The sequence below is a fragment of the Bradyrhizobium sp. 35 genome (genome assembly GCF_023073215.1).
Lineage (GTDB): Bacteria > Pseudomonadota > Alphaproteobacteria > Rhizobiales > Xanthobacteraceae > Bradyrhizobium > Bradyrhizobium canariense_D.
In genome coordinates, this window is record NZ_JADPJC010000110.1 from 20,560 (window position 1) to 43,601 (window position 23,042).

Sequence of the window (23,042 nt, forward strand, 5' to 3'; positions counted from 1 at the left end):
AGGACGAGCCGATGGATCGACGCACTTTTTTGCTTTCGAGCCTCATACTTGTGTTTGCGGACCAGCAACCGGTACAGGCAGCGGGTAGAATATTCCGAATAGGGTTTCTTACGGCTCAGCGCGAGCCGAGCCTCGCGCCGTTTGTCGACGTGTTTAGAAGCGGCCTCAAACAGCTTGGCTATGTTGAGAACGTGAATCTGGAAATCACCTACCGGTATGGCGACGATGATCTAACTCGCGTGCCGAGCCTTGCCTTCGAGCTGGTTAGCAGGCCCGTTGACCTTTTGGTTGTCCAAGGGTCCGCCGTGACTTTGGTGAATCAGCTGAAGCTATCTACACCTGCGGTATACGTCTTCAGTGGAGACCCTGTGCTCGCTGGTTTTGCGACCAGCCTTTCGCACCCGGGCGGCAACATGACAGGCCTAACGTTTATGGCGGCCGAACTCAACGCCAAGCGACTGCAAATCTTGCGAGATGCGGTTCCACACTTGCAGCGCGTTGCGATCATCGGCAACCCCGAACATCCGGGCTCACACATCGAACGTGTATACTCAGAGGACACGGCTAAGCAGCTGGGCATCGCGGCCGATTTCTTTGCCACGGCAACCCAGGATCAACTCGTTTCCGCACTCGCGGCTTTGGACCGTAGCCCTCCTCAAGCGATCTCGGTCCTCGCCGACGGATTTGCCATCCAAAATCGCAACAAAATAATCGAATTCGCGATGCAACATCGGGTACCGGTCATATCAGGCTGGCCGATTTTTGCCAGAAGCGGCGCGCTCTGCACATATGGCCCAAAGTTGTCCGATTCCTACCATCGATTGGCGTCCTACGTAGACCGAATCCTCAAAGGGGCACGACCAGAGGAATTGCCAATCGAACGGCCAACGACGTTTGAAACTGTCCTTAACTTGCGGACAGCAAAAGTGCTTGGACTGGACTTGCCGGCATCTCTCTTAGCGTCGGCGGATGAAGTCATTGAATGACTCCTAGTTGGCCCAGGGACACCCTTCGGCGGCTGCTGGCGAGCGTCAGGTCTAGAGGGGACAGCAGACCGTCCTCGCGTGCGCTTTAAGCAGAGATTGACGCGAAGCGGGCATCGCCAGGGATTGTTTCTCAATGCGGCCGTGAAATCCTGCACGGCCGATATGGAGGCGTGCTACATTGAGGCGCTCATCATTCAGGTCATTGGTACCGCGATGGAACGACGCCAGCTGCTTTCAGCCTTTGGGGGTCTAGCAGTCTTGCCGCTCGCGTGGCCCATGGCTGGGCTCGGGCAGGCGCCGAAGCTTTACCGCGTCGGCGTCATAAGCGCAGGGAGCTTCGCGCCGGACACTTACCCAGGCAGGCTCACGGACCAACTAACTCACCACTTCGCGCAGAATGGCTTTACTCCGGGGGTCAACCTCGAGCTGGTCAAACGAGCCACTGAAGGGCATCTCGACCGTTTACCGGGGTTCGTGGCGGAGCTGGTTACAGCGAAGGTCAACGTCATAATTGCCATCAGCTATCCTGTCGCTGCTGCAGTGAAGGAGGGTACCAGTACGGTTCCAGCTGTGATTTTTGCCACTGGTGATCCCGTGCAAACGCATCTCGTCGCCAGTCTCAATCGACCGGGAGGAAACATAACGGGTATTTCCGATGTCGCAGCCGAGCTCGCGCCGAAGCGCCTCGAATTGCTGAAGAACGCCGCGCCTGGACTTCAACGCGTAGCATTGCTGTGGAATGCAGGTAACCCCGGAATGACCGCGCGCTATGAAGCATCTGCGGCTGCGGCAAAGCAGTTGAACATCACAGTGATGGCATTAGGCGTACGCGAGCCCGATGATTTCGAAGATGCGTTTGCGAGCATGGAACGCTCCATGCCAGATGGGTTATTGATGGTAGCGGACGCGCTCACCGCTCTCAATCGCAAACGCGTCTTTGACTTTGCGGCGAGGCATCGCTTGCCTGCCATCTATGAGGCGGATAGCTTCGTGCGGGACGGAGGCCTTATGTCCTATGGTCCGGACGAGGTAGAGACCGCTGAGCGGGGGGCGAGCTTGGTGGAGCGCGTCCTGAAAGGCGAGAGGCCCGCCAATCTGCCACTTGAACAGCCGACGCGCTTCCGTTTAGTCGTCAATCTCAAGACCGCGCAGTCCCTCGGGTTGACAATACCACCATCAATCCTGCTGCTTGCTGATGAGCTAATCCAGTAGCTCCGTGCGGTTTATCTCGGTGCATCTGCAGATGGCCCACCGCCGAATTGGCGGCACCCCTTGATAGCTGTTCGGTCCGCAAGGCCGCGCGGACCAGATTTGCGGGCGTTGAGTGTTCGTAGTTGACCCACTGCTCTGTTCATTCCGGATACCCAATACGGCTCACGCATTCCTTGAAGCGTGGATCGAGCCGCAGAGTTTTCCAACGCGGGTCAAGTCGCAGCCATATCAGCCAGTTAGACCGCTCGGCAAAAGCCGTGTCGAGACAGGCAAACGCGCCATCCGTGTCGCCAAGAGCTGCATGGACCAGCGCGAGGCCATAAGATGTGACGAACTTTCGTTCCGAGAGCATTTCCAATTTCCGCAGGGTTGCTCTGGCGTCCGAAGTACGTCCGGCGATGCCTTCGACAAAGCCGCGAGCGGCTAACGGGACCGACCATTCTGGCAGCATGTTCTCAACATGACCAAACGCGGCAATCGCCTCATCATACCTTCCAAGCTCTTGATAGCTTCGTCCAAGCCAGAGATGCGCCGGTGGGAACCCGGCATTGATTTCTAAAACTAACCTTAGTTGCTTGACCGACTCGTCGTATTGGGCGGCGTAATAGTGGCAAAAGCCAATGTCGGTGTTGATCGGCAAGGACAGCGGATCACGCTGGCGAGCCCGATGCATTTCGGCGAGCGCGTCCGTGGGGCGGGCGGCGGCCATCAAATAGGTGCCATACCATTGACGGGTGGGTGGATACCCTGGATCAAGTGAAATCGCTCGTTGAAACTGGATATCCGCAGCTGACCAGTTCCAATCGTGGTACAACTCGACAAACCCGAGTGAAGCATGCGCATCAGGGAGCGACGGATCGAGCTCAAGTGCGCGGGTTGCGTACCGTCGCGCAGAAGGAGACGCGTCTGTCGGCGCGACATAGCTAAGTGAGCCCATCGTTGCGTAGCAATCGGCAAGCCCAGAATAGGCTGCTGCAAAATCAGGATCGAGCGAAACAGCATGCTGGAATTGAGCTATGGCGCGCTTTAGCGCTGGTTCGGATCTTTGGCTCCACTCGTGGCGACCTTGCAAATAAGCGCGATACGCATCCGCATTTGAAGTCGCAGCCTGGTCGACCTGATGAGTCAGGATTGAGTTGCGAACACGAACCGGTGCGACGAACCGGTATCCGTGCGCCGATACCGTGCGAATTAGGTCTTGGTTTGCTCGACCACGCCGAAGAGCTTTCCGCAAGGCAGAGATGTTAACAGTCAGATTGACCTCTTGAACGATTGTGTCAGGCCACACCTCATCCAGTAGCTCGTCCTTCGTGACGAGGTGACCGCGACGGCGAACAAGGGCTACGAGGAGATCGAAGGACTTGGCTGTAAGACTTACAGGTCGTCACCGTGCAGCAGCAGGCGCTCCTTGGGTGAAAGGGTGAAGTCCCCAAAATCAAATATCTGGTCATCGCCTCTATCCGTACCCATGCTTCAGCTTAGGAAAATTACAGGAAAAATATAAGCCCCCTGCAAGGACCGGGAAGGCAGGGATCGCCATGGTCGCTCTCGTGAACCCGCGACGGAGGACCATACTATGAGCAAAAAAACGCGGCGGACGATGAGCGGGCCTTACCACATCGCGAAAATCTTGGGCCGATCTGCGGTGATTGCCGCGTTGTGTGTTGCACCAAGGCTGGCTCTCGCAGCATCCGAAGATGAGGTTAGAGCAGCGTTCGAGCAATTCGTAGCGGCGCAAAACGCGCACGATGTCAAAGCAGTGGAAGGACTGTTGCTAACATCTCCTGATTTCCTCTGGATCACTCGCGGGGCACCGATCTGGGGCAAGGACGCAGCACTGAAGCGGTTCGCTGCCTTATATCAGGGAACTTGGCAACTTGACCCCGACACTGCCGGCTTAAAGGTCATCATGCTCGGCGATGGTGCTGCGCAAGTCTACCTCCCGATCACTTTCGCGATTGGTCCAGCAGGCCAACCAGCTCAGCAGACGAGGTTTCTGATGAATCAGGTACTGATCAAGACCGCCGCTGGCTGGAAGGTCTCAAGCATACTACCCATTCCAGCACCCGCCCCGTAGTGGTGACGTCCCCAGATGGCCCGTGGCAACCTTAAGCTTGAGCAGCTGGGAAAAAACCTGCCTTATCTATTTAGGCACAAGATGCCAAGCAGCGGAGCCGGCGACCCTTCTCATGTCGTATTCCACTGATCCTCTGGAGAAATATCGAAGCGCTGGCGCCTACGCGGCCAAGGCTTTAAAGGGCACCAAGCCTAGCGAGCTGCCTGTTCTGCAAGCAAGCAGGTTCACCCTTGTGATCAACCGAAAAGCCGCGAAGTCGCTTGGTATCCTCGTGTCGCCGTCGCTCTTGGGGCTGGCCGATGAGGTCATCCAATAGAATAGGAGAGGTCCGCTTCTGGCCGCCCTAAGCCGAAGGCCGCCTGAGCCGCCCTGATGTCCGCTGTCGCTGGTAAACCCCACCGCGAGCTGACCGTGGACTGACGGCTGCTTGTGACTCGAAGCTTGACTTGCGCAGCCGGTTACACTCCCCTTCGAAGATCTATTTCCATCTCTTGTTCACGAGGAGCTCAGAAGTGCATTCAACCGGATCGGCTGGATCGGCTTTCTTATCAGAATAAGTCCCCGCTGCTTTGCTCCATCGGCTATCTCACTCCCTATATCTCCAGTCATGAGGCTAATGCGGGTCTTACCTGTCCCCAACGATGTGATCTTATCCGCGATCGAAAAGCCTGTTTCGGCGCCTGCTAATCGGTAGTCTAGCAATATATGTGTCGCGCGCCATGGAAAACTGCCCCCTCAGCGTCACGAGGAATTGCCTCCTCCTCGGATAGCTGAGGAGAGAGTGAATGAAGCAGGAACGAATCACGGAAAGCTCGTCGTGGATTGATCCACGGGGGCAGGTGATGAAGACGCCGGATGACGTGGCGGAGATGTTGCGCCTGAGGGCGTGCGGGTGGGGTCTGAAGCGGATTGCTCGGCAGCTGGGCTGCAGCCACCACACGGTGAAGGACTACGTGGCGGCGGGCGGGCTGAAGCCGTTCAAGTCGCCTGAGCGGCGGAAGCGTCTCAACGGCCTTGAGAGTTGGCTGCGCGAGAGGCTCATTCGGCATCGCGGCAATGCCGACGTGGTGCGCCAGGACCTTTTGGCCGAGAAAGGCGTGGCAGTCAGCCGGCGAACGCTGCAACGCGCCGTGCAGCCCTATCGCCAGGCGCTGAAGGCGGAGGCGCTGGCGACGACGCGGTTTGAGACGCCGCCAGGCCGCCAGCTGCAGATCGACTTCGGGGAGCGCCTGGTTGAGATTGGAGGAGCGAAAGTCAAGGCATTCGTGTTCGTGGCAACGCTCGGACACTCGCGACGGCTCCACGTGCGTGCGTTCCGGGCCGAGAGGCAGGAGCATTGGTTCGCCGGGCTCGAGAGCACATTCACGACCTTCGGCGGTGTGCCGGAGGAAGTGCTGATGGACAATCCTCGGGCGCTCGTGGTGCACCACGACGCAGTGAGCCGGTCGGTTCAGTTTAACGACAAGCTGATTGCCTTCGCAAAACATTGGGGCTTCCGTCCTCGCGCCTGCGCGCCATATCGGGCCCGCACGAAGGGCAAGACAGAGAACGGCGTCGGCTACGTGAAGAAGAACGCGATTGCGGGTCATTCTTTCCCGAGCTGGGAGGCATTCGAGGCGCATCTCGACAGGTGGGAGCGTGAGGTTGCGACGTTCATCCACGGCACGACCGGCGAGGCGCCGATCATCCGCTTTGGGCGTGACGAGATACACCGGTTGAAGCCGCTCGGCGGGCAGCCGTCGTTCGGATCCTTGCGTGAACTGACCCGCGTCGTCAGCAATGATTGCGCCATCGAGATCGAGACAAACAGCTACTCGGTACCGTGGCGCCTTATTGGCGAGCGCGTGGCTGTAACGATCGCGGCCGGCGAAGTGCGGATCCGCCATGGATTGCACCAGGTTGCGGTCCATAAGCAAGCGGAGGGGCGCCGGCTGCGGATCGTCGACTCCGCCCATCTCGATGGTGTTGCTGGGCGCAATGGCGCGGTCCGCCGGGCGGAGATCGGGGCGGCGACGGTGCTGGCGCCATCTCCACCGCCGTCGCTGTTACGTCCTCTTGCCGAATACGAAGCCGTCGTCGGAGGAAGCTTCTGATGGCGCGGGCAAAGAAGGTCATTGAAGCAACAACCGATCCGCTCGATGCCATGCTGGCGCGATTGCAGCTCTCCGGCATCCGCGATCAGCTCGACAGCCTGCTCGACGAAGCGGCGCGCGCAAACTTGTCGGCACGTGAGACGCTGATCCTGCTGTGTGAGCGCGAGATCGCACGCAAGGATCATCGCCGCATCGAGATGGCGCTGAAGCTCGCACACTTCCCGGCCGTGAAGGAGCTTGCTGGCTTCGACTTCGAGGCGCAGCCGTCGATCGATCCAAAGCAGATCCGTGATCTTGCCGCGTCACGCTGGATCGCCAACGGAGAGAACGTGCTGCTGCTTGGCCCGCCGGGCGTCGGCAAGACGCACCTGTCCATTGCACTCGGGCGAGAGGCAATCCTGGCCGGGTATACGGTGCAGTTCACCACGGCGACGACGCTGGTCGCTGGCCTCGCCAAGGCGCACGGCGAGCGACGCCTGGACGAGAAACTGCTCGCGTTGTCGAAGCCAAAGCTGCTGATCGTCGACGAACTCGGCTACCTGCCGCTGGAGCCGGACGCCGCGCATCTGTTCTTCCAGCTGGTCAGTCGGCGCTACGAAACCGGTGCCATGCTGATCACGTCGAACCGCAGCGTTGCCGAATGGGGCACCGTGTTCGCCGATCCCGTGGTCGCCACCGCCATCCTCGATCGGCTCCTGCACCACAGCCACGTGCTGACGATCCGCGGCGACAGCTACCGGCTCCGCGCCAAGCGCAAGAGCGGCCTCATCAAGCCGCCGCCCGACGGTGACGGCCCTCCGGTCGGCTCCGCCTCCCTCCGGCCCGTCACCGTCGGAAACAACCTTCAACCGAGATCATAACCCAGATGGTGGGGGCAGTTCTTCATGACGCAAAGGGGGCAGTTCCGGATGGCGTTTGACAATATATGCCAAGGTTTTTGCTGTCCCTCATTTCGTAGGAAGTTTACGGCCGGCTCCCCGGCATCAAAAGTGAAACACTCATAAGCCGACTGACTCAGGAGACGCCGCAGCGAGTCACGTGTCCCGGGGTCGTCGTCGATCACAACGATGCCGGGCATCTCCTGTGCAGAAGTGGTCTGACCGACAAGTGTGGGCCCCTCCGGGGCCATTACTACGGCATCTACTTTAGGAACTGACAACGTAAACGTCGTTCCCCGGCGCGGCAGCGACCTCAGGTCGATTTCCCACTGCATTGCCGAGCACAGGCGGCGAACGACTGCCAAACCTATGCCCCAGTCCTTTGTCCCTGTTCCGCTCAGGGTTATCAACCTGATAGAAGTCATCGAATATCGAGTCGACGTGCTTAGCTTCGATTCCAATTCCTGTATCGACGACCCATATTTCGACGCTGGCACCTCGGGCGCGAGCCCCCAGCAAAACCCCGCCTTTTTCCGTGTATTTGATGGCGTTGCCGGCGAGGTTGAGCAACACGCGTTCGAGCAACACTGGATCAACGAGGCAATGGAAGCGAGAATGGACCGTGCGCAATTGAAGACCTTTTCTTTCCGCCTTGGTTCAAGCGTAGCAGATACTCTCTCGAATATCTCTTGGACTGCAGTCTCTCTCTCGTTGACATTGCGAATGTCCGCGTCGGCTGCTGCCACCTCCATGATAGCGTCGAACTGTCTCATCAGACTTCCAGCGCAATCACGCAGACGATCCAAGATTTCACCTCGGTCGCCGTGGTAAGGCGAACGAGAAAGCAATTCGAAATACATTCCCATGGCGTTCAGCGGCTGCCGCAAATCGTGACTGGCAGCGCTAAAGAAACGAGTGCGCTCCGCAAAAAGCTCCTCGATCTGTTGAGCTTGCCTCGCTTTGATCTCCAGAAGTTCTGCAATATCAAGTCGGTTATTGATAGCGATCTTCGACTTGCTTAGTCCGATCGATCCAGTTGCAGCCATACAGGGAAGCAAGGCCAATAAACAGATGGCAGCCGTATGCTCGATTCCGAACGGAGGACCAGACGTTGTGAGCCACAATGCGGACGGCAGGATCGCTGACAGGGGGAAAACAACCATGCATGGGGCGTAGTCAGACCCGACCATTCCACTGCTGGCGGTAACGAAGTAAATCAACGCGGTGACTGGAATAAGTACAGAGGATGGGGCCAACGGAACATGTAGTAGGAACGGGCCGAGGCTCCATGCCACGGCAACCAATCCGCAGAGGGCGGTCTTTGCCCATCCCCACCTCCACAAGCACTCGTCTGCAGGACGCGCTCGCTCAAATGCCTCGTTGATTTTCGTCACTAACACCTCTGCGATCATGACGGCAGAGCCGTAGGCGACCACCTGAAGTGGGGGCAGATCACAAACGAGCCAGACGAGCAAACCTGTGTATAGGGCGCCACCTACGGAAAGTAGTTGAAGTAGACGTAACCGGCCCAGGTAGGGGACATATCTTGTTCTAAAGAAGAGGTGCACGCGTTCGCGCTTAATTGCATTCGCACGAGCGGCGTCAGGCCTCTCGGACATCTCAGATCAGCCTTTGCCGGAGCGCTCGGGTTACAGCTTCGGTCCTATTGGCAATCTGAAGCTGCTCAAATATTCGCGCCCAGTGAGCTCGAACGGTGCTTTCGGTCACCCCGAGGCGCTCGCCGATCTGCTTGTCCAATAAGCCTTGGCTCGCATAGATCAAGATCTCGCGACGGCGAAGGGACAAGCCGCCGTCAGCCTCCGGCCCAACGAGGTTGTACACTTTACCGCCCGCAAAAGCGATTTCGATCGCAGCGACCAGTTCGTAGGACGTCTTGTCTTTCGAGAGACAGAGTACGGCACCAACAGCTTTCGCTTCATTCGCAAGCGAGGGAGACAGGTCGGCGCTTAGAAGGCCAAGCGCAACTAGCGGCCGTGATCTCTTGACTTCGGCCAGGAGCGAGAGCCCGTCTCCATCCGGCAATCGATAGTCGGCGAGACACAAATCTAGTTCGTGGGTCGCAATCGCTTTCAGGGCCGACTGACAACTGTTTGCGGTTCTTACGACAAGCCCGAGGATCTCCTGCTCGAGCGTACGCCGGACGGCGTCGAGATAGATAGGATGATCGTCAACGAACAGGACTGAAGGCATGGTTCACTTGAAGGCATTTTGCCGTCAATTGTCTCGAAATCGGCCGCCGGGTCAATGTATTCGGCTTTGGATTCTCTCGGCAAGTTGCGAACCCCCGTCGAAATCTACACCTGTTGAAATCGCTATCTGGAGCCCCGTCCGCGCTGCCGGCACGATGCCGTAGTCGTCGTGCTCTTGGGAGATCCAAATGTCCAGACCGCTTTTCTGGCTGACAGCCGCCGGCCGTCACGGCCCCTTGTTGCTCTGCGTTGGCGTCACGATCGGCCTGTTTCTGCCTGCATGGGCCGACGCTGCCCGCCCTCTAATGGGCGTAGCGGTCTTCATCTTCACGTTGGGCGCGTTCCTGAGAGTCGAAGCCAGTGCGTTCGCGCTCGAGATGAAGTCGCGGCTCCGCATTTGCCTGATCCTGGCGTGGACGACCTTCGGTGTTCCTGGCGCAGCCTATCTTTTGGTCAGAACGACACACCTTCCCGCCGATATCGACGTCGGAATTGTGCTAGCAAGCTTGGCGCCGCCGGTCGGCAGCGCAGCTGCGATCGTTGCGATGCTGGGCCTCAATGCCTCTCTCGCGTTGATCTGTACCGTTGCGGCGACCGTCGCCGCGCCGGTGTACCTGCCTCAATTGGCGAATTTGATGGCCGGCGCTCAGCTCGAAATCGATATGGCGGCGCTGTCAATGCGGCTGGCGGTCATCGTCGGCGGAGCAGCCGCTTGCTCATGGCTGTTGCAGCGCTACGCCGGCGCAAGCGTACGTGCCAATCCACACGCGATGACTGGTATATCGGTTGTTGAACTCATCGTAGTGGCCATCGGCGCGATGCATGGGATGAACCAGCAGATCAGCACCGACCCCCTGCGTGCATTCGAAGTTCTGATGCTTGCTTTCGGCATGAACATTCTGCTCCAGATTGCGGGTGCCGCCATGTTTTTCCACGCGGGACAAGTCCGAAGCCTCACGATCGGGCTTGTGAGTGGAAATAGAAACGTTACGCTTGTTTGGGCGGCTGCAACGCCCTTTCTGGCGGCTCGTCCCGGCGCCGAGCTGTTCCTGGCGATGAGCGCTTTTCCGATCTTCATGCTACCGCTTGCGATGAAGCGCTCACTTCCATGGGTGCGCTCCATGGCGAAGATATTGGATAGGCCGACGATCGCACCGCGCCTGGTGGACTCGCTGGGACGCCGTGACAGGCCCGTCGCGTGAGAGCTGCAATTGGTGCGGTGTCCCATCGCTCGCCTAACATCGATGCGCGAGCCGAGCCCGCAAGGGCTGCGAGCGGCAATGATTTTCACTTCGCCGCAGCCCAAAGTTCGAGGTCCCATTTTTTCACGCGCTTTTCACGCATAGCCGACCATTGGCCGATGCCTTCGAGGTATGGCTGTTAGGTCGTCCTAAGCCGGATTGCTGTGGACAAGCCGAAGAAAACCCATGGGGAACGAGACCTCGCGGCCGGCATTGGCTCCCATGGATGACAGAAAGTGGATTGCCATCATGATCGCTGCGATGCTGCTTCTGGTGGCGGTCGCAGCAATCCTTGTGCAGCGGCCGGGCTTGGTGACCGACACCCACGCGGTGATGAGTCGGTAGCGCGGAGCGCTCGCTACCCAGGAACGGCGCGGCCTCGCGACGGTTTTCGGTCGAAACGCGGAGGCGCATATGGGCATCATTCTGCCTGACTCGGGGCAGTCGATCCTTCTCCTCGCGATCGGGGCGGCAGTGGGAAGCCGGCGTAGGATCCATCATTAGCGCGGAGCGCTCGCTGCCCATGGCGAGCGTGGTACGATGGCCTCGGCAATACCGAGGGCACCGACGATGACTGACACCACCGCCGACCTAGCCAGGCTGATGAACGTAGTAGAGGCGATCGTCGCCGAGCTGGAGCGCCAGGGCGTTCACAATACGCTCGCGGGTCTCGGGTTCGACCGACGCCGATGGCCGGGCCGGTGATGCGGGCGGCCGATGGTGTCGTGATCGTTTTGCCGGCCGAGCAGCTAAGGATAGGACGTCTTGCAGCGCCCGCCGATCGTCAGCGCGGCTGCGTGAGCGTTAGTTTGCCGTCGGGGCTAGGGGTGCGGTGTTGGGGTGTTTTCTGATATCGAGCCGCGGTTTGTTTGCGGCGGATGCGGCAACCGGGGTTCTGAGGGTCAGACCTGATTTCAGCACGGCGAGGCGCCGCAATTGCGACTCCGAAGGCTCGTTAGTCAACCCGTCGCCAAGGCAAGGCGCCCCCAGCCTGTACCCGCGGCACGGCGCATCCTCGTCCGGTAAGATGCGCCGGTCCTAATCATTCCCTGCTCTCCCGTAAGGTTTGGCTGAGCCAGCATAGAGCGATTCTAGAAGAGACTTATACGTCTACGTCTCTGTGCAGCGCTCCTCTCGCTTCGGAGCAAAAATCCCATGTCTCGGGCCACGCGTTTGACGGACGCGATATACCTTCCAAGCTCGGTTGCAATTTCACCCGCGGTCGAGCCCCTGTTGATCATTTTTACCAGCGTTTGGACCTCGCCCTTGGTCCACTGCTTAGGTTTGTGGTTGCGCACGCGCCAAGCTCCGGTTCGCGCGGAAGAATAACAGAGTCGTTCCGATCTTGGAACAACATGCCTCATAAATGTACTTCGGTTCCGCCGAATTTCATGTTGCAAACGAGACCAAGCTAGGGCAGAAATTCTGTTACCGGGGCTGGCTGGATATTTCACTTCGTCTTTTTAACCCGGCTCATTTGACCACGCGCGGGCCGCAGCGCTTTGACCTCCCGCTGCGGCCTTCGCCGTATGGCCGCCCAGCGCGAACCGGCGGCCCTCATATCAGATCAGTGCGCTTGCTTCTTTGTCGAGGTTGGCGGTTCACGCGGTTCTTGTAGAAGAAGCCGCGATGGAAGAACTGCGCTTCGAAAGGAAGATTCTTGCCGCGCCAAAGGGCACGTTCGGGCAGGAAGCGGATCGAGCGGTACTGATCGTAGTCGAGATCCTTCAAGCCGCCCGGCAGCTTCTCGTCCGGCGCTTCGTAGGGTTTGCCCGCCAACATGCGGGCGAAGTCCCCCACGGAGGAAGGGCTGAACGCGCCTTCCGACGGGACAGCGGCGGCGAAACCGGTGCGCGAAGCGAGTAGCAACGCCGGCAATACCGCCGACCCTCGAACAAGCTGGCGTCGGTTAACGCCACCTGCGGGGGATAGGGCAAGAGCGCCAGAGCGATTCCGAAGAGCTCGCCAGCTTTGGGATTGACTACCTACGGCGGCTTCCGGACGAATGTTGAGGGACCCGAAGATGCTCGTCGCGCGGGCTGCTCGCGGAAGCACAAGGCCCGGCTGGACGCTGCTCGCCATCGCCTCGATCTTTTCCGCCGGCTTTGTCATCGTCCTGCAGTTCGTGTTCGGGACCTAGCCGAAGCGGATCGCCCAGCTCGCGCCACTCGCCGAAAGCGTCCCGCCGAAGCAATATGGCGGCACGAAGCGCGTGATCGCCTGGTTGGTGGACGAACTGGTTGGGCTTGGACACGACGTCACCCTGTTTGCCAGTGGGGATTCGAAGACGAAAGCAACGCTGCAGGCAGTATGGCCGCGCGCGCTGCGCCTGGGGCGGAAGGGCGTTGATCCAAAAGCGGCATGCGCGGTGATGATCGAGGCAATCGCCGAGCGCGCGTGCGACTTCGACGTCGTTCACTCTCATGTCGACTGGCTGCCTCTGCCTGTACTAAGCCGGGCCCGGGTGCCGTTCCTGACGACTATGCATGGCCGGCTCGACCTTCCGGGCCTGTCCGACGTGATCGGAGCTTTTCCGGAAGCTCCCTTCGTTTCTATCTCCGACAACCAGCGCCGGCCGCTTCCGGAGGCGAACTGGATCGCGACAATTCAGCACGGGCTGCCCAGGGAGCTGCTTCAGCCCTGCTACCAACCGGTTTCCTACCTGGCCTTTTCTCGGACGGCTCACGGCGGAGAAGGGACCGGAAGATGCCGTACGCATCGCACGCGCCGTGAGGATGCCGCTGCGGATCGCGGCCAAGATACCGCGCGCGGAGACGGCCTACTTCAAGAGGAAGATCGAACCCGAGATCGACGGGGAAGAGATCAGGCTCATCGGCGAGGTGGACGAAATCCGGAAGCAGCTGTTCCTCGCCAGCGCGGTCGCCCTCCTATTTCCTATCGATTGGCCGGAGCCATTCGGACTCGTCATGATCGAGGCGATGGCGTGCGGTACGCCCGTGATCGCATACCGCTCGGGTTCGGTGCCGAAAGTCGTGGAACGGCGTCACAGGCTTCTTCGTGGACGGCGAGAAGCAGGCGATCGAGGCTCTCAGCGAAGTGGGCCGACTGGACCGAAGAAGAATTCGCGCTCGGTTCGAGGAGCGTTTCGCCGCGAGCCGGATGGCGAGAGATTACGAAGCTCGGTATCGCGAGCTGATCGCCCGCGGAGGGCGCCAGGCGTGAAGCCAATTCCGTAAAGGATTCGCGGTCGCCTCGATCGCGGCCGCGGCCGCGACGGCGAACTTTGCGCGTTGTCGCCGGCCAGTCGAATGGGCGCCCGGGTTCCCCGACCGGCCCTTTGTGCGAGCCTCTAATCACTCAGTGCACGTGAACCAGAAAATAGCTGTCGCCGCCTACAACGAAGACGCAGGAACGGTCTATAAAATTACTACAGGCATTTCCAACTCCAATGCTGTCCAGAGCCGCGGGTGCCGACCTTCGTGGTCTTCACCACGGATTCGGCTCCCTGTGCACAGATGTCCAAGCTTAGCTCGCCGATCCGCTCGGGACCGGCGCCGAATTTACATGCCAGGAGGCTACCGACCGTACACGACAGTATATCACCCAACTGCTACGCTAACGCGGAGGAAAGTGGCGGGGATGGACGTCGCCTCCTGGCTCGTGTTTTGGCTGATGAACAGCGTTTCCATCTGTTTTTGCAGCTCCGCCTTGCGGCCGTTCTTTTCTGCCGCCTCGAACGCATTCATCGTGGGGCCGTAATAGTCGCGGAACACAGCGACGAACTGGACCGGCGTGCCTGGAAAACTGAAGTTGTAGGTATCACGAGAGAACGAGATATTTTCTCTGGCGATGCCGGCGCTGCCAAACCGCTCGACAACATTGCTCTCGATGCCCCAGGTCATCGGACTGACAAAGCCCTCTGGCGGGGGCGGAGTATAGGCGGCCGCAATCTTCAGGATCTGGGCAACCAGGGTTGGATCGCCAGGAATCCAATTTCCCATGATGATCCGTCCGCCCGGGCGTGTCACACGCACCATTTCCTTGGCCACGTCGAACGGCCTTGGCGCGAACATGGCACCGAAAATGCTCACGACGCGATCGAAGCTTTTGTCAGCGAGGTCATCGAGGTGAGAGGCGTCACCCTCCTGAAAACGGCAATTGAGAAGACCCATCTCCTTCGCGCGGTTGTTGCCGGCCCGCACGAGGTTGCTGGCAATGTCGACGCCGAGCACGTCGCCGCCAAGCTTGGCCTGTGGAATGGCAGTCGTTCCGTCACCGCATCCGAGGTCTAGAATCTTCATTCCCTGTGCGGAGCCGAGCGAGTTGGCGAGTGCCTCTCCGCTCTCTCGCATGGTCGCCGCCAGTCTCGTGAAGTCGCCTTTTTCCCAGAGCGCTTTGTTTGGGTTAGTAGTGCTCATCACTGTTCTCCTTCCCATTGCTCGCTATCTGATGTTGGGCTGCGGCCGGTGACGGTTGAACCGCGCAGCAAGAACGGTGCGGACACCTATCAATTCTCAGCAGCTTCGCTACACAAGCACCACGGGCCGGAAAACCAGGCCCGTGCTCAGCCGCACACAGGTTAGGTCTTGACCATAATTAGAAAGGTTCATTGGCGATTGACAGGCCATCCTATGCCGAAAGCGCGCGGCCCTTTGGACAGGAGATGCCGTGGGCTCTGGCGGCTACGGGGGACCAGATCGGTTACTACGAGACCAGAACCTCGCCAGGCCCGGACTGTGACATCAGGCAGGCAGCATGCTCCGAGTCTGGCCTATCGAGCCACGCAGCGGTACGTCTGAAGCGAGCTGTCGCCGGCGCGTGAACGTGGCCTTGATGATCATTATGGGTGGCGTTTCCATGCCGGTGGTCGTGGTCGACATGCCGATGTTCATCGTCGGCGATGTGGCCGCCCGTCCCCTCACTGGTCATTAGACCTGATTCCTTCGCTCTCAGTACGCCGCCGCCTATCTGGCCAACGACCTTGCGGATCGGAACACGAATCGGGTCCGGTCCCACCGGAAGAACTGGTTTGACGCACCATGGTTCACTTCAAGCTGCGTAGGTCATCGATCTGCTCCGCCGCCCACGGACCCTCGCTCGCCAGGCTACGCGCCGCGTCGATTTGACGTTCCGCGGCAAGTCTCCAGGCTGTTGCCGGGACGGCTGAATTCAGGTATCCCCCCCAGGGGATAGGATATTTGACCATGAGCAAGGATCACGTTCACGAAAGCCACCCGGAGATCGTCAAGCGGCTGAAGCGGGCCGACGGGCATCTCCAAAAGGTCATCGCGATGCTCGCGGAAGGGCGACCGTGCCTCGACCTCGCGCAGCAACTCCACGCCGTCGAGAAGGCAATCGCCGAGGCGAAGAAGACCCTGATCCACGATCACGTCGACAATTGCCTGGATGCCGCAGCCAACGGCGGATCGGGCAAGTCGACCAAGAGCGTCCTCGCCGAATTCAAGGCGATTTCGCGCTACCTGTAGGAAGCAAAAGATGATCCCGGGGATACGGACGGCCTGCATGGTCCTCGTCGCGACGATTGCCGCGGCCGGCACCATCGTGCCGACGAGGGCGCAGGTGGATTCCGAGAAGCCGGGGGTCATCGTCATGGACGACGAACGCGTCCGGCTGTCGGAGATCGAACTTCGTCAAGCGGGCCCCGCCTCCATCGCCAAACGGCTGACCGTGCCGGGCACGATCGTCCCCGACGCAGGCCGGGTCGCACACGTCTCCATCAAAGTTTCCGGAGCCGTCGCCGATCTGCGCAAGAACATCGGCGACGACGTTCAGAAGGACGAAGTCCTGGGCGTTCTGGAAAGCCGTGAGGTCGCCGACGCCAAGAGCGAGTATCTCTCTGCCAAACTCTCGAACGAACTGCAGCAGGACCTTACGTCGCGCGACAAGTCGCTGTGGGAGGGGCGCGCCGTCCCCGAGCAGCAGTACATCAAGTCGCGCAACGCGGCGGCGCAGACCGAAATGCGCTTCGGCATCGCGCGCCAGAAGCTGATGGCGCTCGGCATCAGCGACGCGGAGATCTCCGGCCTGCCGCAGGCGCCGGACAGGATGCTGCGCAGCCAGAACGTCCGCGCCACCATCTCCGGACGTATCGTCGAGCGAAAGGTGGAGCTCGGCACCGCGGTTGGACGGGACAGTCTGGAGACCGAACTCTTCGTCATCGTCGACCTCAGCCGGGTTTGGGTCGACCTGGCGGTCTCGGCGACCGACCTGCCCCTGGTCAGGGAGGGCCAGGATGTGGCCGTGGCCGTGCGCGGGATCGCGGAGACCGGCTCGGGTAAGATCACGTTCGTCAGCCCCCTGCTGGACAAGGATACCCGCACGGCCCGCGTCGTGGTCTCGCTCGACAACGCCGGCGGCCGATGGCGTCCCGGCTCCTTCGTCACGGCCAAGATCGCAGTCGAAAGCCATGATGCGGCGGTCACCATCCCCTTTGCTGCACTCCAGACCCTTGACGGGCGCAAGACCGTCTTCGTCCGGACCAAGGAAGGTTTCGAAGCCCGCAACGTCGTGCTCGGCGGACGAGACGGACCGGTCGTCGAGGTGATCTCTGGTTTGGCTGCCGGCGAGACCGTAGCCGCCTCGAACACGTTCCCGCTCAAGGCGGAGGTATCCAAGCCCGGCGACGAGGACTGAGCGATGATCGAACGCATCGTCGAATTCTCGGTCCGCCGGAGATGGCTGGTCGTGCTGATCGCCTTGGCCGCGGCTGCGTCCGGCTTCTGGTCGCTGACGAAGCTTCCGATCGACGCCGTGCCCGACGTCACGAACGTCCAGGTGCAGGTCAACGCCGTGGCGCCGGCCATGACGCCGGTCGAGATCGAGAAGCAGGTCACGGTCATGCTGGAGACGGCGCTCGCCGGCACGCCCGGTCTGGAATCGACGCGCTCCTTCTCGCGCAACGGCTTCGCGCAGATCACCGCCGTCTTCGCCGACCGGACCAACATCTATTTCGCGCGGCAACTCGTCGCCGAGCGTATCAGCGAAGCCAAGACCGATATGCCCCCGGGTGTCGACATCCGGATGGGACCGGTCTCGACGGGCCTCGGCGAGATCTACTGGTGGGCCGTGGAATACGAAAAGCCTGGCGCGTCCGTACCTGTCCGCGACGGAAAGCCCGGCTGGCAGACCGACGGCAGTTACCTCACTCCGGAAGGCGGGCGGCTGACCGACGATTTCCAGCGCACCGTCTACCTTCGGACCGTGCAGGACTGGATCGTCCGGCCTCAGATAAAGACTGTGCCGGGCGTCGCCGGCGCCGATGCCATCGGCGGCTTCGTCAAACAGTACCAGGTGCAGCCGGATCCAGCTAAGCTCGTCGGCTACGGGTTGTCCTTGAAGCAGATCATCGAGGCGATCGAGGCCAACAACGCCAGCCGCGGCGCGAACTACATCGAGCAGAACGGCGAAGGGTACGTCGTGCGCGCCGCTGGCCGCGTCGAGAACCTGGAAGACATCGAGAACATCGTCGTCGCGACACGTGGCGGCGTGCCGGTCCGCGTCAGGGACGTCGCCGAGGTCGCTATCGGAAAGGAGCTCCGGACCGGCAGCGCGAGCGTCGACGGGCGCGAGGTCGTGCTCGGCACAGCGCTGATGCTGGTCGGCGGCAACAGCCGGACGGTAGCAGCCGCAGCGGATGCTAAGATCAAGGCGATCGGCAAGACGTTACCGCCGGGGATCTACGCCCACACGGTCCTCAATCGCACGCAACTGGTCGACGCCACCATCCAGACGGTCGCCAAGAACCTCGCCGAAGGCGCCCTCCTGGTGATCGCCGTGCTCTTCGTCCTGCTCGGAAACTTCCGCGCCGCGCTAGTCACGGCCCTCGTCATCCCGGTCACGATGCTCGTCACCGCGAGCGGGATGCTGCAGGGGCGGATCAGCGCGAACCTCATGAGCCTCGGTGCGCTCGACTTCGGCCTCATCGTCGACGGCGCCGTCATCATCGCGGAGAACAGCCTCCGGCACCTCGCCGAGCGCCAGCGCGAACTCGGCCGCGCGCTGTCGCTGCAGGAGCGTCTGGACACCGTGACGGCGTCCACCGTCGAGATGATCCGTCCTTCCGTGTTCGGCCAGATCATCATCATCCTGGTCTACACGCCCCTGCTCGCATTCTCCGGCGTCGAGGGAAAGACCTTCGAACCCATGGCGCTCACCGTGATGATCGCGCTGGCCGTAGCCTTCGTCGTGTCGCTGACCTTCGTCCCCGCGGCCGTCGCCATCGCGATACGCGGCCGCGTCATGGAGCGCGAGAACGTCATCGTCCGAACGCTGAAGCGCTGGTACGCCCCGCTCCTCGCCGGATCGATCGCAAGACCGCTCCCCGTCGTCGTTGCTGCAGGCCTTCTCTTCGTCGGCGCGGTGCTCCTGTTCACGCGTCTTGGCCAGGAATTTACCCCCATCCTCGACGAGAAGAATATCGTCATGGAGGTGAAGCGCGTGCCGTCCACGGCGCTTGCGCAGTCTCAAAGGATGCAGCTTCTCATCGAGCGCCAGATCAGCACCCTGGAGGAGGTCTCGTTCGTCTTCTCGCGCACCGGCACGCCCGATCTCGCCGCCGACCCCATGCCGCCGTCCGCGTCCGACACCTACATCATCGTCAAGCCGCAGGAGGAATGGCCCGATCCTTCGATGACGAAGGAAGATCTGATCAAGAAGATCGAGGAGGTGACCGCGAAGCTTCCCGGCAACAAGGTCGGCTTCTCGCAGCCGATCGAGATGCGGTTCAACGAACTCATCGCCGGCGTCCGAGAGGATCTGGCCGTCAAGGTCTTCGGCGACGACTTCGAGCGGATGCAAAAGTCCGCGGGCCAGATCTCCGAGGTCATCCGCAAGATCGCCGGCGCCGAGAACGTGAAGACCGAGCAGACAACCGGTCTTCCGTTCCTCGACATCAATATCGACAAGGGCGAGATCGCGCGGCGGGGCCTGAGCCTGGCCTCGGTGCAGGACCTCATTGCGACCGCGATCGGCGGCACCGACGCCGGTCTCGTCTTCGAAGGCGACCGCCGCTTTAAGATCGTCGTGCGGCTTCCGGACGATCTGCGCGACAGCATTCCGGCGCTCGAGGAGCTTCCTCTCTCGCTCCCGAACGCGAATCCGAACGCGCCCGCCGCGTCCATCCCGCTCAGGACGGTAGCTTCGTTTGAACAGAGCGTCGGCTACAACCAGATCAGTCGCGAGAACGGCAAGCGCCGCGTAGTGGCAACGGCCGAGATCCGCGGTCGGGACATCGGCTCGGTGGCAACGGAGGCGCAGGCGAAGGTCGCCGAACAGGTGAAGCTGCCGCCGGGCAGCTATCTCGCCTGGGGCGGCCAGTTCGAGAACTTCGCGGTCGCGCGCCAGCGCCTCGTCTTCGTCGTCCCTTGCGTCTTCGCGCTGATCTTCATGCTGCTGTTTGGGGCGCTGGGCTCTGCACGGGACGCGGCGCTCGTCTTCAGCGCGGTTCCACTCGCGCTGACCGGCGGGATAGCCGCGCTCTGGCTTCGCGGCATGCCGTTCTCCATCTCGGCGGCCGTTGGCTTTATCGCGTTGTCCGGCGTGGCCGTGCTGAATGGACTGGTCATGCTGACACAGATCAGGCGGCTGATCTTCGAGGGCATGGAGCCCGAAACCGCGATCCGCGAGGGGACGCTGACCCGCTTTCGACCCGTCGCGATGACCGCACTCGTCGCCTCGCTCGGTTTCGTGCCGATGGCGCTGGCGACCGGCACGGGTGCCGAGGTCCAGAAGCCGCTGGCGACCGTCGTGATCGGCGGCCTCCTGACCGCGACCCTGCTCACGCTGGTCGTTCTACCCGCACTGTACGCCCGCTTCGCGGTTCCCGCCGCCGCGGACAGGCGCAGCGGCTCGGTCGGGCCCCTCATCCACGATCGCGCAGCGGAGTAGCGGCCCATGCTGTCAGTCCTTGCTAACCGCACCTACCGCCATCTGTTCGCCGCCCAGGTCATCGCGTTGATCGGTACAGGACTGATGACCGTAGCGCTGGGATTACTGGCGTTCCGTATCGCTGGCGAGAACGCCGGGGCGGTGCTGGGGACGGCGCTCGCCATCAAGATGGTCGCCTACGTTCTCGTCGCGCCGGTCGTAGGCGGTCTCGCAAGCCGCTTGCCGCGGCGAACCTTCCTGGTGGCGATGGACCTGACCCGTGCCGGGGTCGCGATCGCGCTGCCCTTCATCGACCAGGTCTGGGAGGTCTACGTCCTCATCTTCGTGCTGCAGTCCGCGTCTGCCGCCTTCACTCCCACGTTTCAGGCGACCATCCCGGACGTACTTCGGGAGGAGCGCGACTACACGCAGGCGCTTTCTCTGTCCCGACTGGCATATGACTTGGAAAGTCTTCTGAGCCCAACGCTTGCAGCCGCCTTGCTGACCCTGGTCACCTTCAACTGGCTCTTCTTCGGAACCGTGATCGGCTTCTTCTGCTCGGCTGCGCTGGTGGTATCCGTCACGATTCCGCAAGCGCCTGCAACGCTTCCCCGCCGCGGCTTCTATGACGATACGACGCGCGGCATGCGCATCTATCTGGCGACGCCCCGCTTGCGCGGCTTGCTGGCGCTTAATCTCGCCGTCGCCGCAGCGGGAGCGATGGTATTCGTCAACACCGTGGTCTTGGTGAAGGGCGCGATGGGCGGAACTGATGGCGACGTCGCGCTCGCACTCGCCTGCTTCGGCGGCGGCTCGATGGCGGCGGCACTTCTGCTGCCTCGCCTGCTCGACCGGCTGCCCGACCGAAGGATCATGCTCTCGTCGGCGGGAATGCTGGCTGCAGTGCTGGTTTTCTTGGGATTGATCATGACCATATCTGGGGGCAGCGGAGGCGTCAGGTACGCGCTTCTGCCGACTTGGGCGCTATTGGGGATCGGATACTCCGCCGTCATGACGCCGTCTGGGCGCCTGCTGCGCCGTTCGGCTGGCGCTGCGGACCGGCCGGCCGTGTTCGCCGCTCAGTTCGCGCTGTCGCACCTGTGCTGGCTGCTCACCTACCCTCTCGCGGGCTGGCTAGGACCGGCAATAGGACTCGCTGGGACGTTGTTTGCGCTCGCCATCGTCGCGCTTGCCGGCGTGGGCCTCGCTTGGCGGCTCTGGCCCGCAGCGGATCCGGACGTGATCAGGCACGAACACGCGAATCTAGCCCCTGACCATCCGCACCTGGACAGCGAGAAGCGTATCCACACCCACGCTTTCGTCATCGACGATCTTCACATCCGGTGGCCGTGATCTAACGCGCTGGCGCTGGCATCTCCGTGAGAAGTCGGCCGTCCTCCAGCCCCTTTACATGTTGGATCCGGAAATTCTCGACAAGCAGGGATCGAATCTGGAGCAATGATGCCGGAAGGGAGGCCAAAAAAGTCTGCTCGGTCTCTAAAGCGCGGAGATCGTCTAAAATTTCGGCCTCGAGCTCTCGGAGGTGCTGAGCCGTCGTGCCGTCTGGGAACTCCTTGGCGAGCTTGCGGCAGCGCTCCAGCCGCTCTTGCAGCAGCTGCCTATCCCGATCCTGTTTCATCAATCTATGACGCCCAAAACGGCAGCAAGGTTCAACCTGGGAAAATTCCCAAGTACCCCGATCCTGCGAAGCCAGCCAGGGCCGCTTTGCGGCAATTTGGACGGGGCGTCCTTCGAGCTGGCGTCGGCGGGCGATAGCCAAAAGGCATCGATCGACAACGCCTCATTCGGGTCATTGCAAAGTCAACCGGGACTGATCAATCCTGAGTTCGCTGCACTTCTCCATCTGCGCCAACGTACGATAGAGAGCTTCGTGAGTCAGGCCGAGCTCCGACGCCCAATCCTTCTTGGACTGGTTCAGGTCGACGACGCCCCCCTCCCCCTCGGTCTCGATGAAGTGGACGATCCGCTCCCGCGCGGTCTTGAGGCTTAGCCTTTCCGTGTGGGCACGCACCTTCCGCAGCTCCCGCGCGAGATGAGCAATCCATTTGTCTCGAAAGCCCTCGACTGCGAGCGCGCCGGTGAAGGCTCTTCGCGGTAACGCCAACAGCCTCGACGGCTCAGCGGCGACCGCGTCGCAGTGGTAGGTCGACTGATCGAGGCTGGCTTCGGCCAGAAAGCCGCGCTGCGCCCGCTGCAGAACGACCTCACCGCCGGCTTTGGATCGACGGAGCAGCCGAACCTCTCCCGAGATTACGAAGAACATCGCCTGGGGGCTGTCGCCGCGGCTGAACAGGGTGCGCTCGCGCTCGATCTCCATGGATCGCGTGAGCCGCCGGGCCGATTCCGGCAGGGCCGCCAAAAGCGGCGACTCAAGTGACAAGGACTTCCAGTCCGGAGCCGGATGCCGCGGAGCACTGAGTTCTCTTTCGATGGTGGCCATATGATCGAGATCATACGCCCTGAGTCGTGTTCCGTCTA

General features: G+C 61.2%; 19 protein-coding genes and 2 pseudogenes. 14 read left to right on the forward strand and 7 right to left on the reverse strand.

The window, feature by feature from the left end; translation table 11 throughout:
- The first annotated feature begins 11 nt into the window (after positions 1-11).
- A complete protein-coding gene (locus IVB36_RS22705) occupies positions 12-986 on the forward strand; it encodes an ABC transporter substrate-binding protein (RefSeq protein WP_247393015.1) in 975 nt (324 codons plus the stop codon).
- A 78-nt stretch (positions 987-1,064) separates the two neighbouring features.
- On the forward strand, positions 1,065-2,198 hold the full coding sequence (locus tag IVB36_RS22710) for an ABC transporter substrate-binding protein (RefSeq protein ID WP_247393016.1): 1,134 nt from the start codon (positions 1,065-1,067) through the stop codon (positions 2,196-2,198).
- 139 nt (positions 2,199-2,337) lie between these two features.
- Here IVB36_RS22710 and IVB36_RS22715 read toward each other — a convergent pair whose 3' ends face one another.
- Both IVB36_RS22715 and IVB36_RS40175 read right to left on the reverse strand, forming a co-directional pair.
- The gene (locus IVB36_RS22715; protein WP_346731060.1) at positions 2,338-3,135 is read right to left on the reverse strand and encodes a tetratricopeptide repeat protein; all 798 of its coding nucleotides are present in this window, start codon (positions 3,133-3,135) and stop codon (positions 2,338-2,340) included.
- Between the two features lie 234 nt (positions 3,136-3,369).
- A pseudogene (locus tag IVB36_RS40175) lies at positions 3,370-3,567 on the reverse strand (winged helix-turn-helix domain-containing protein); the annotation flags it as partial.
- Between the two features lie 207 nt (positions 3,568-3,774).
- Between IVB36_RS40175 and IVB36_RS22725 the strand changes: the two are divergent.
- The 4 genes from IVB36_RS22725 (at position 3,775) to istB (ending at position 7,228) form a co-directional block, all read left to right on the forward strand.
- Positions 3,775-4,275 (forward strand): nuclear transport factor 2 family protein, encoded by a 501-nt coding sequence (locus tag IVB36_RS22725; protein ID WP_247393017.1) that lies wholly within the window; start codon positions 3,775-3,777, stop codon positions 4,273-4,275.
- 112 nt (positions 4,276-4,387) lie between these two features.
- Positions 4,388-4,591, forward strand: a complete 204-nt coding sequence (locus IVB36_RS22730) for an ABC transporter substrate binding protein (protein WP_247393018.1) — start codon at positions 4,388-4,390, stop codon at positions 4,589-4,591.
- Between the two features lie 469 nt (positions 4,592-5,060).
- Positions 5,061-6,368, forward strand: coding sequence for an IS21 family transposase (gene istA, locus IVB36_RS22735; protein ID WP_247393019.1), 1,308 nt, complete (start codon positions 5,061-5,063; stop codon positions 6,366-6,368).
- Entirely contained in the window at positions 6,368-7,228 is an 861-nt protein-coding gene (gene istB / locus IVB36_RS22740; RefSeq protein WP_247393020.1) for an IS21-like element helper ATPase IstB, read from the forward strand. The genes istA and istB overlap by 1 nt, the downstream gene beginning before the upstream one ends.
- Here the strand turns inward: istB and IVB36_RS22745 are convergent.
- Together IVB36_RS22745 and IVB36_RS22750 are read right to left on the reverse strand one after the other, a co-directional pair.
- Positions 7,213-8,409, reverse strand: coding sequence for a hybrid sensor histidine kinase/response regulator (locus IVB36_RS22745; protein ID WP_247393021.1), 1,197 nt, complete (start codon positions 8,407-8,409; stop codon positions 7,213-7,215). The genes istB and IVB36_RS22745 overlap by 16 nt on opposite strands.
- Positions 8,410-8,866: 457 nt before the next feature.
- Complete coding sequence (locus tag IVB36_RS22750; protein WP_247393022.1) at positions 8,867-9,457, reverse strand: response regulator transcription factor; 591 nt, start codon at positions 9,455-9,457, stop codon at positions 8,867-8,869.
- A 187-nt stretch (positions 9,458-9,644) separates the two neighbouring features.
- Between IVB36_RS22750 and IVB36_RS22755 the strand changes: the two genes are divergently transcribed.
- The 3 genes from IVB36_RS22755 to IVB36_RS40180 all read left to right on the forward strand — a co-directional run bounded on the left by IVB36_RS22755 (position 9,645) and on the right by IVB36_RS40180 (position 11,402).
- Entirely contained in the window at positions 9,645-10,658 is a 1,014-nt protein-coding gene (locus IVB36_RS22755; protein WP_247393023.1) for a hypothetical protein, read from the forward strand.
- A 225-nt stretch (positions 10,659-10,883) separates the two neighbouring features.
- The gene (locus IVB36_RS22760) at positions 10,884-11,042 is read left to right on the forward strand and encodes a hypothetical protein (protein ID WP_247393024.1); all 159 of its coding nucleotides are present in this window, start codon (positions 10,884-10,886) and stop codon (positions 11,040-11,042) included.
- A gap of 225 nt (positions 11,043-11,267) precedes the next feature.
- Positions 11,268-11,402 carry a hypothetical protein gene (locus IVB36_RS40180; RefSeq protein ID WP_256467271.1) on the forward strand — a complete coding sequence of 45 codons (135 nt, stop codon included), beginning with the start codon at positions 11,268-11,270 and terminating at the stop codon, positions 11,400-11,402.
- 852 nt (positions 11,403-12,254) lie between these two features.
- Here the strand turns inward: IVB36_RS40180 and IVB36_RS22765 are convergent.
- Positions 12,255-12,575, reverse strand: coding sequence for a glucan biosynthesis protein (locus IVB36_RS22765; protein WP_247393025.1), 321 nt, complete (start codon positions 12,573-12,575; stop codon positions 12,255-12,257).
- A gap of 271 nt (positions 12,576-12,846) precedes the next feature.
- Here IVB36_RS22765 and IVB36_RS22770 point away from each other — a divergent pair.
- A pseudogene (locus IVB36_RS22770) lies at positions 12,847-13,880 on the forward strand (glycosyltransferase family 4 protein).
- Between the two features lie 377 nt (positions 13,881-14,257).
- On the opposite strand, the gene IVB36_RS22775 reads toward IVB36_RS22770, so the two are convergent.
- On the reverse strand, positions 14,258-15,076 hold the full coding sequence (locus IVB36_RS22775) for a class I SAM-dependent methyltransferase (protein WP_247393026.1): 819 nt from the start codon (positions 15,074-15,076) through the stop codon (positions 14,258-14,260).
- A gap of 786 nt (positions 15,077-15,862) precedes the next feature.
- Between IVB36_RS22775 and IVB36_RS22780 the strand changes: the two genes are divergently transcribed.
- The 4 genes from IVB36_RS22780 to IVB36_RS22795 are packed head-to-tail and all read left to right on the forward strand — an operon-like array spanning position 15,863 to position 21,896.
- Positions 15,863-16,144, forward strand: coding sequence for a metal-sensing transcriptional repressor (locus IVB36_RS22780; RefSeq protein WP_247393027.1), 282 nt, complete (start codon positions 15,863-15,865; stop codon positions 16,142-16,144).
- A 10-nt stretch (positions 16,145-16,154) separates the two neighbouring features.
- Positions 16,155-17,312, forward strand: coding sequence for an efflux RND transporter periplasmic adaptor subunit (locus IVB36_RS22785; protein ID WP_247393028.1), 1,158 nt, complete (start codon positions 16,155-16,157; stop codon positions 17,310-17,312).
- Between the two features lie 3 nt (positions 17,313-17,315).
- Positions 17,316-20,564 carry a CusA/CzcA family heavy metal efflux RND transporter gene (locus tag IVB36_RS22790; protein ID WP_247393029.1) on the forward strand — a complete coding sequence of 1,083 codons (3,249 nt, stop codon included), beginning with the start codon at positions 17,316-17,318 and terminating at the stop codon, positions 20,562-20,564.
- A gap of 6 nt (positions 20,565-20,570) precedes the next feature.
- Positions 20,571-21,896, forward strand: coding sequence for an MFS transporter (locus IVB36_RS22795; protein WP_247393030.1), 1,326 nt, complete (start codon positions 20,571-20,573; stop codon positions 21,894-21,896).
- A gap of 457 nt (positions 21,897-22,353) precedes the next feature.
- On the opposite strand, the gene IVB36_RS22800 is transcribed toward IVB36_RS22795, so the two are convergent.
- A complete protein-coding gene (locus IVB36_RS22800) occupies positions 22,354-23,004 on the reverse strand; it encodes a Crp/Fnr family transcriptional regulator (protein ID WP_247393031.1) in 651 nt (216 codons plus the stop codon).
- Positions 23,005-23,042 lie beyond the last annotated feature (38 nt).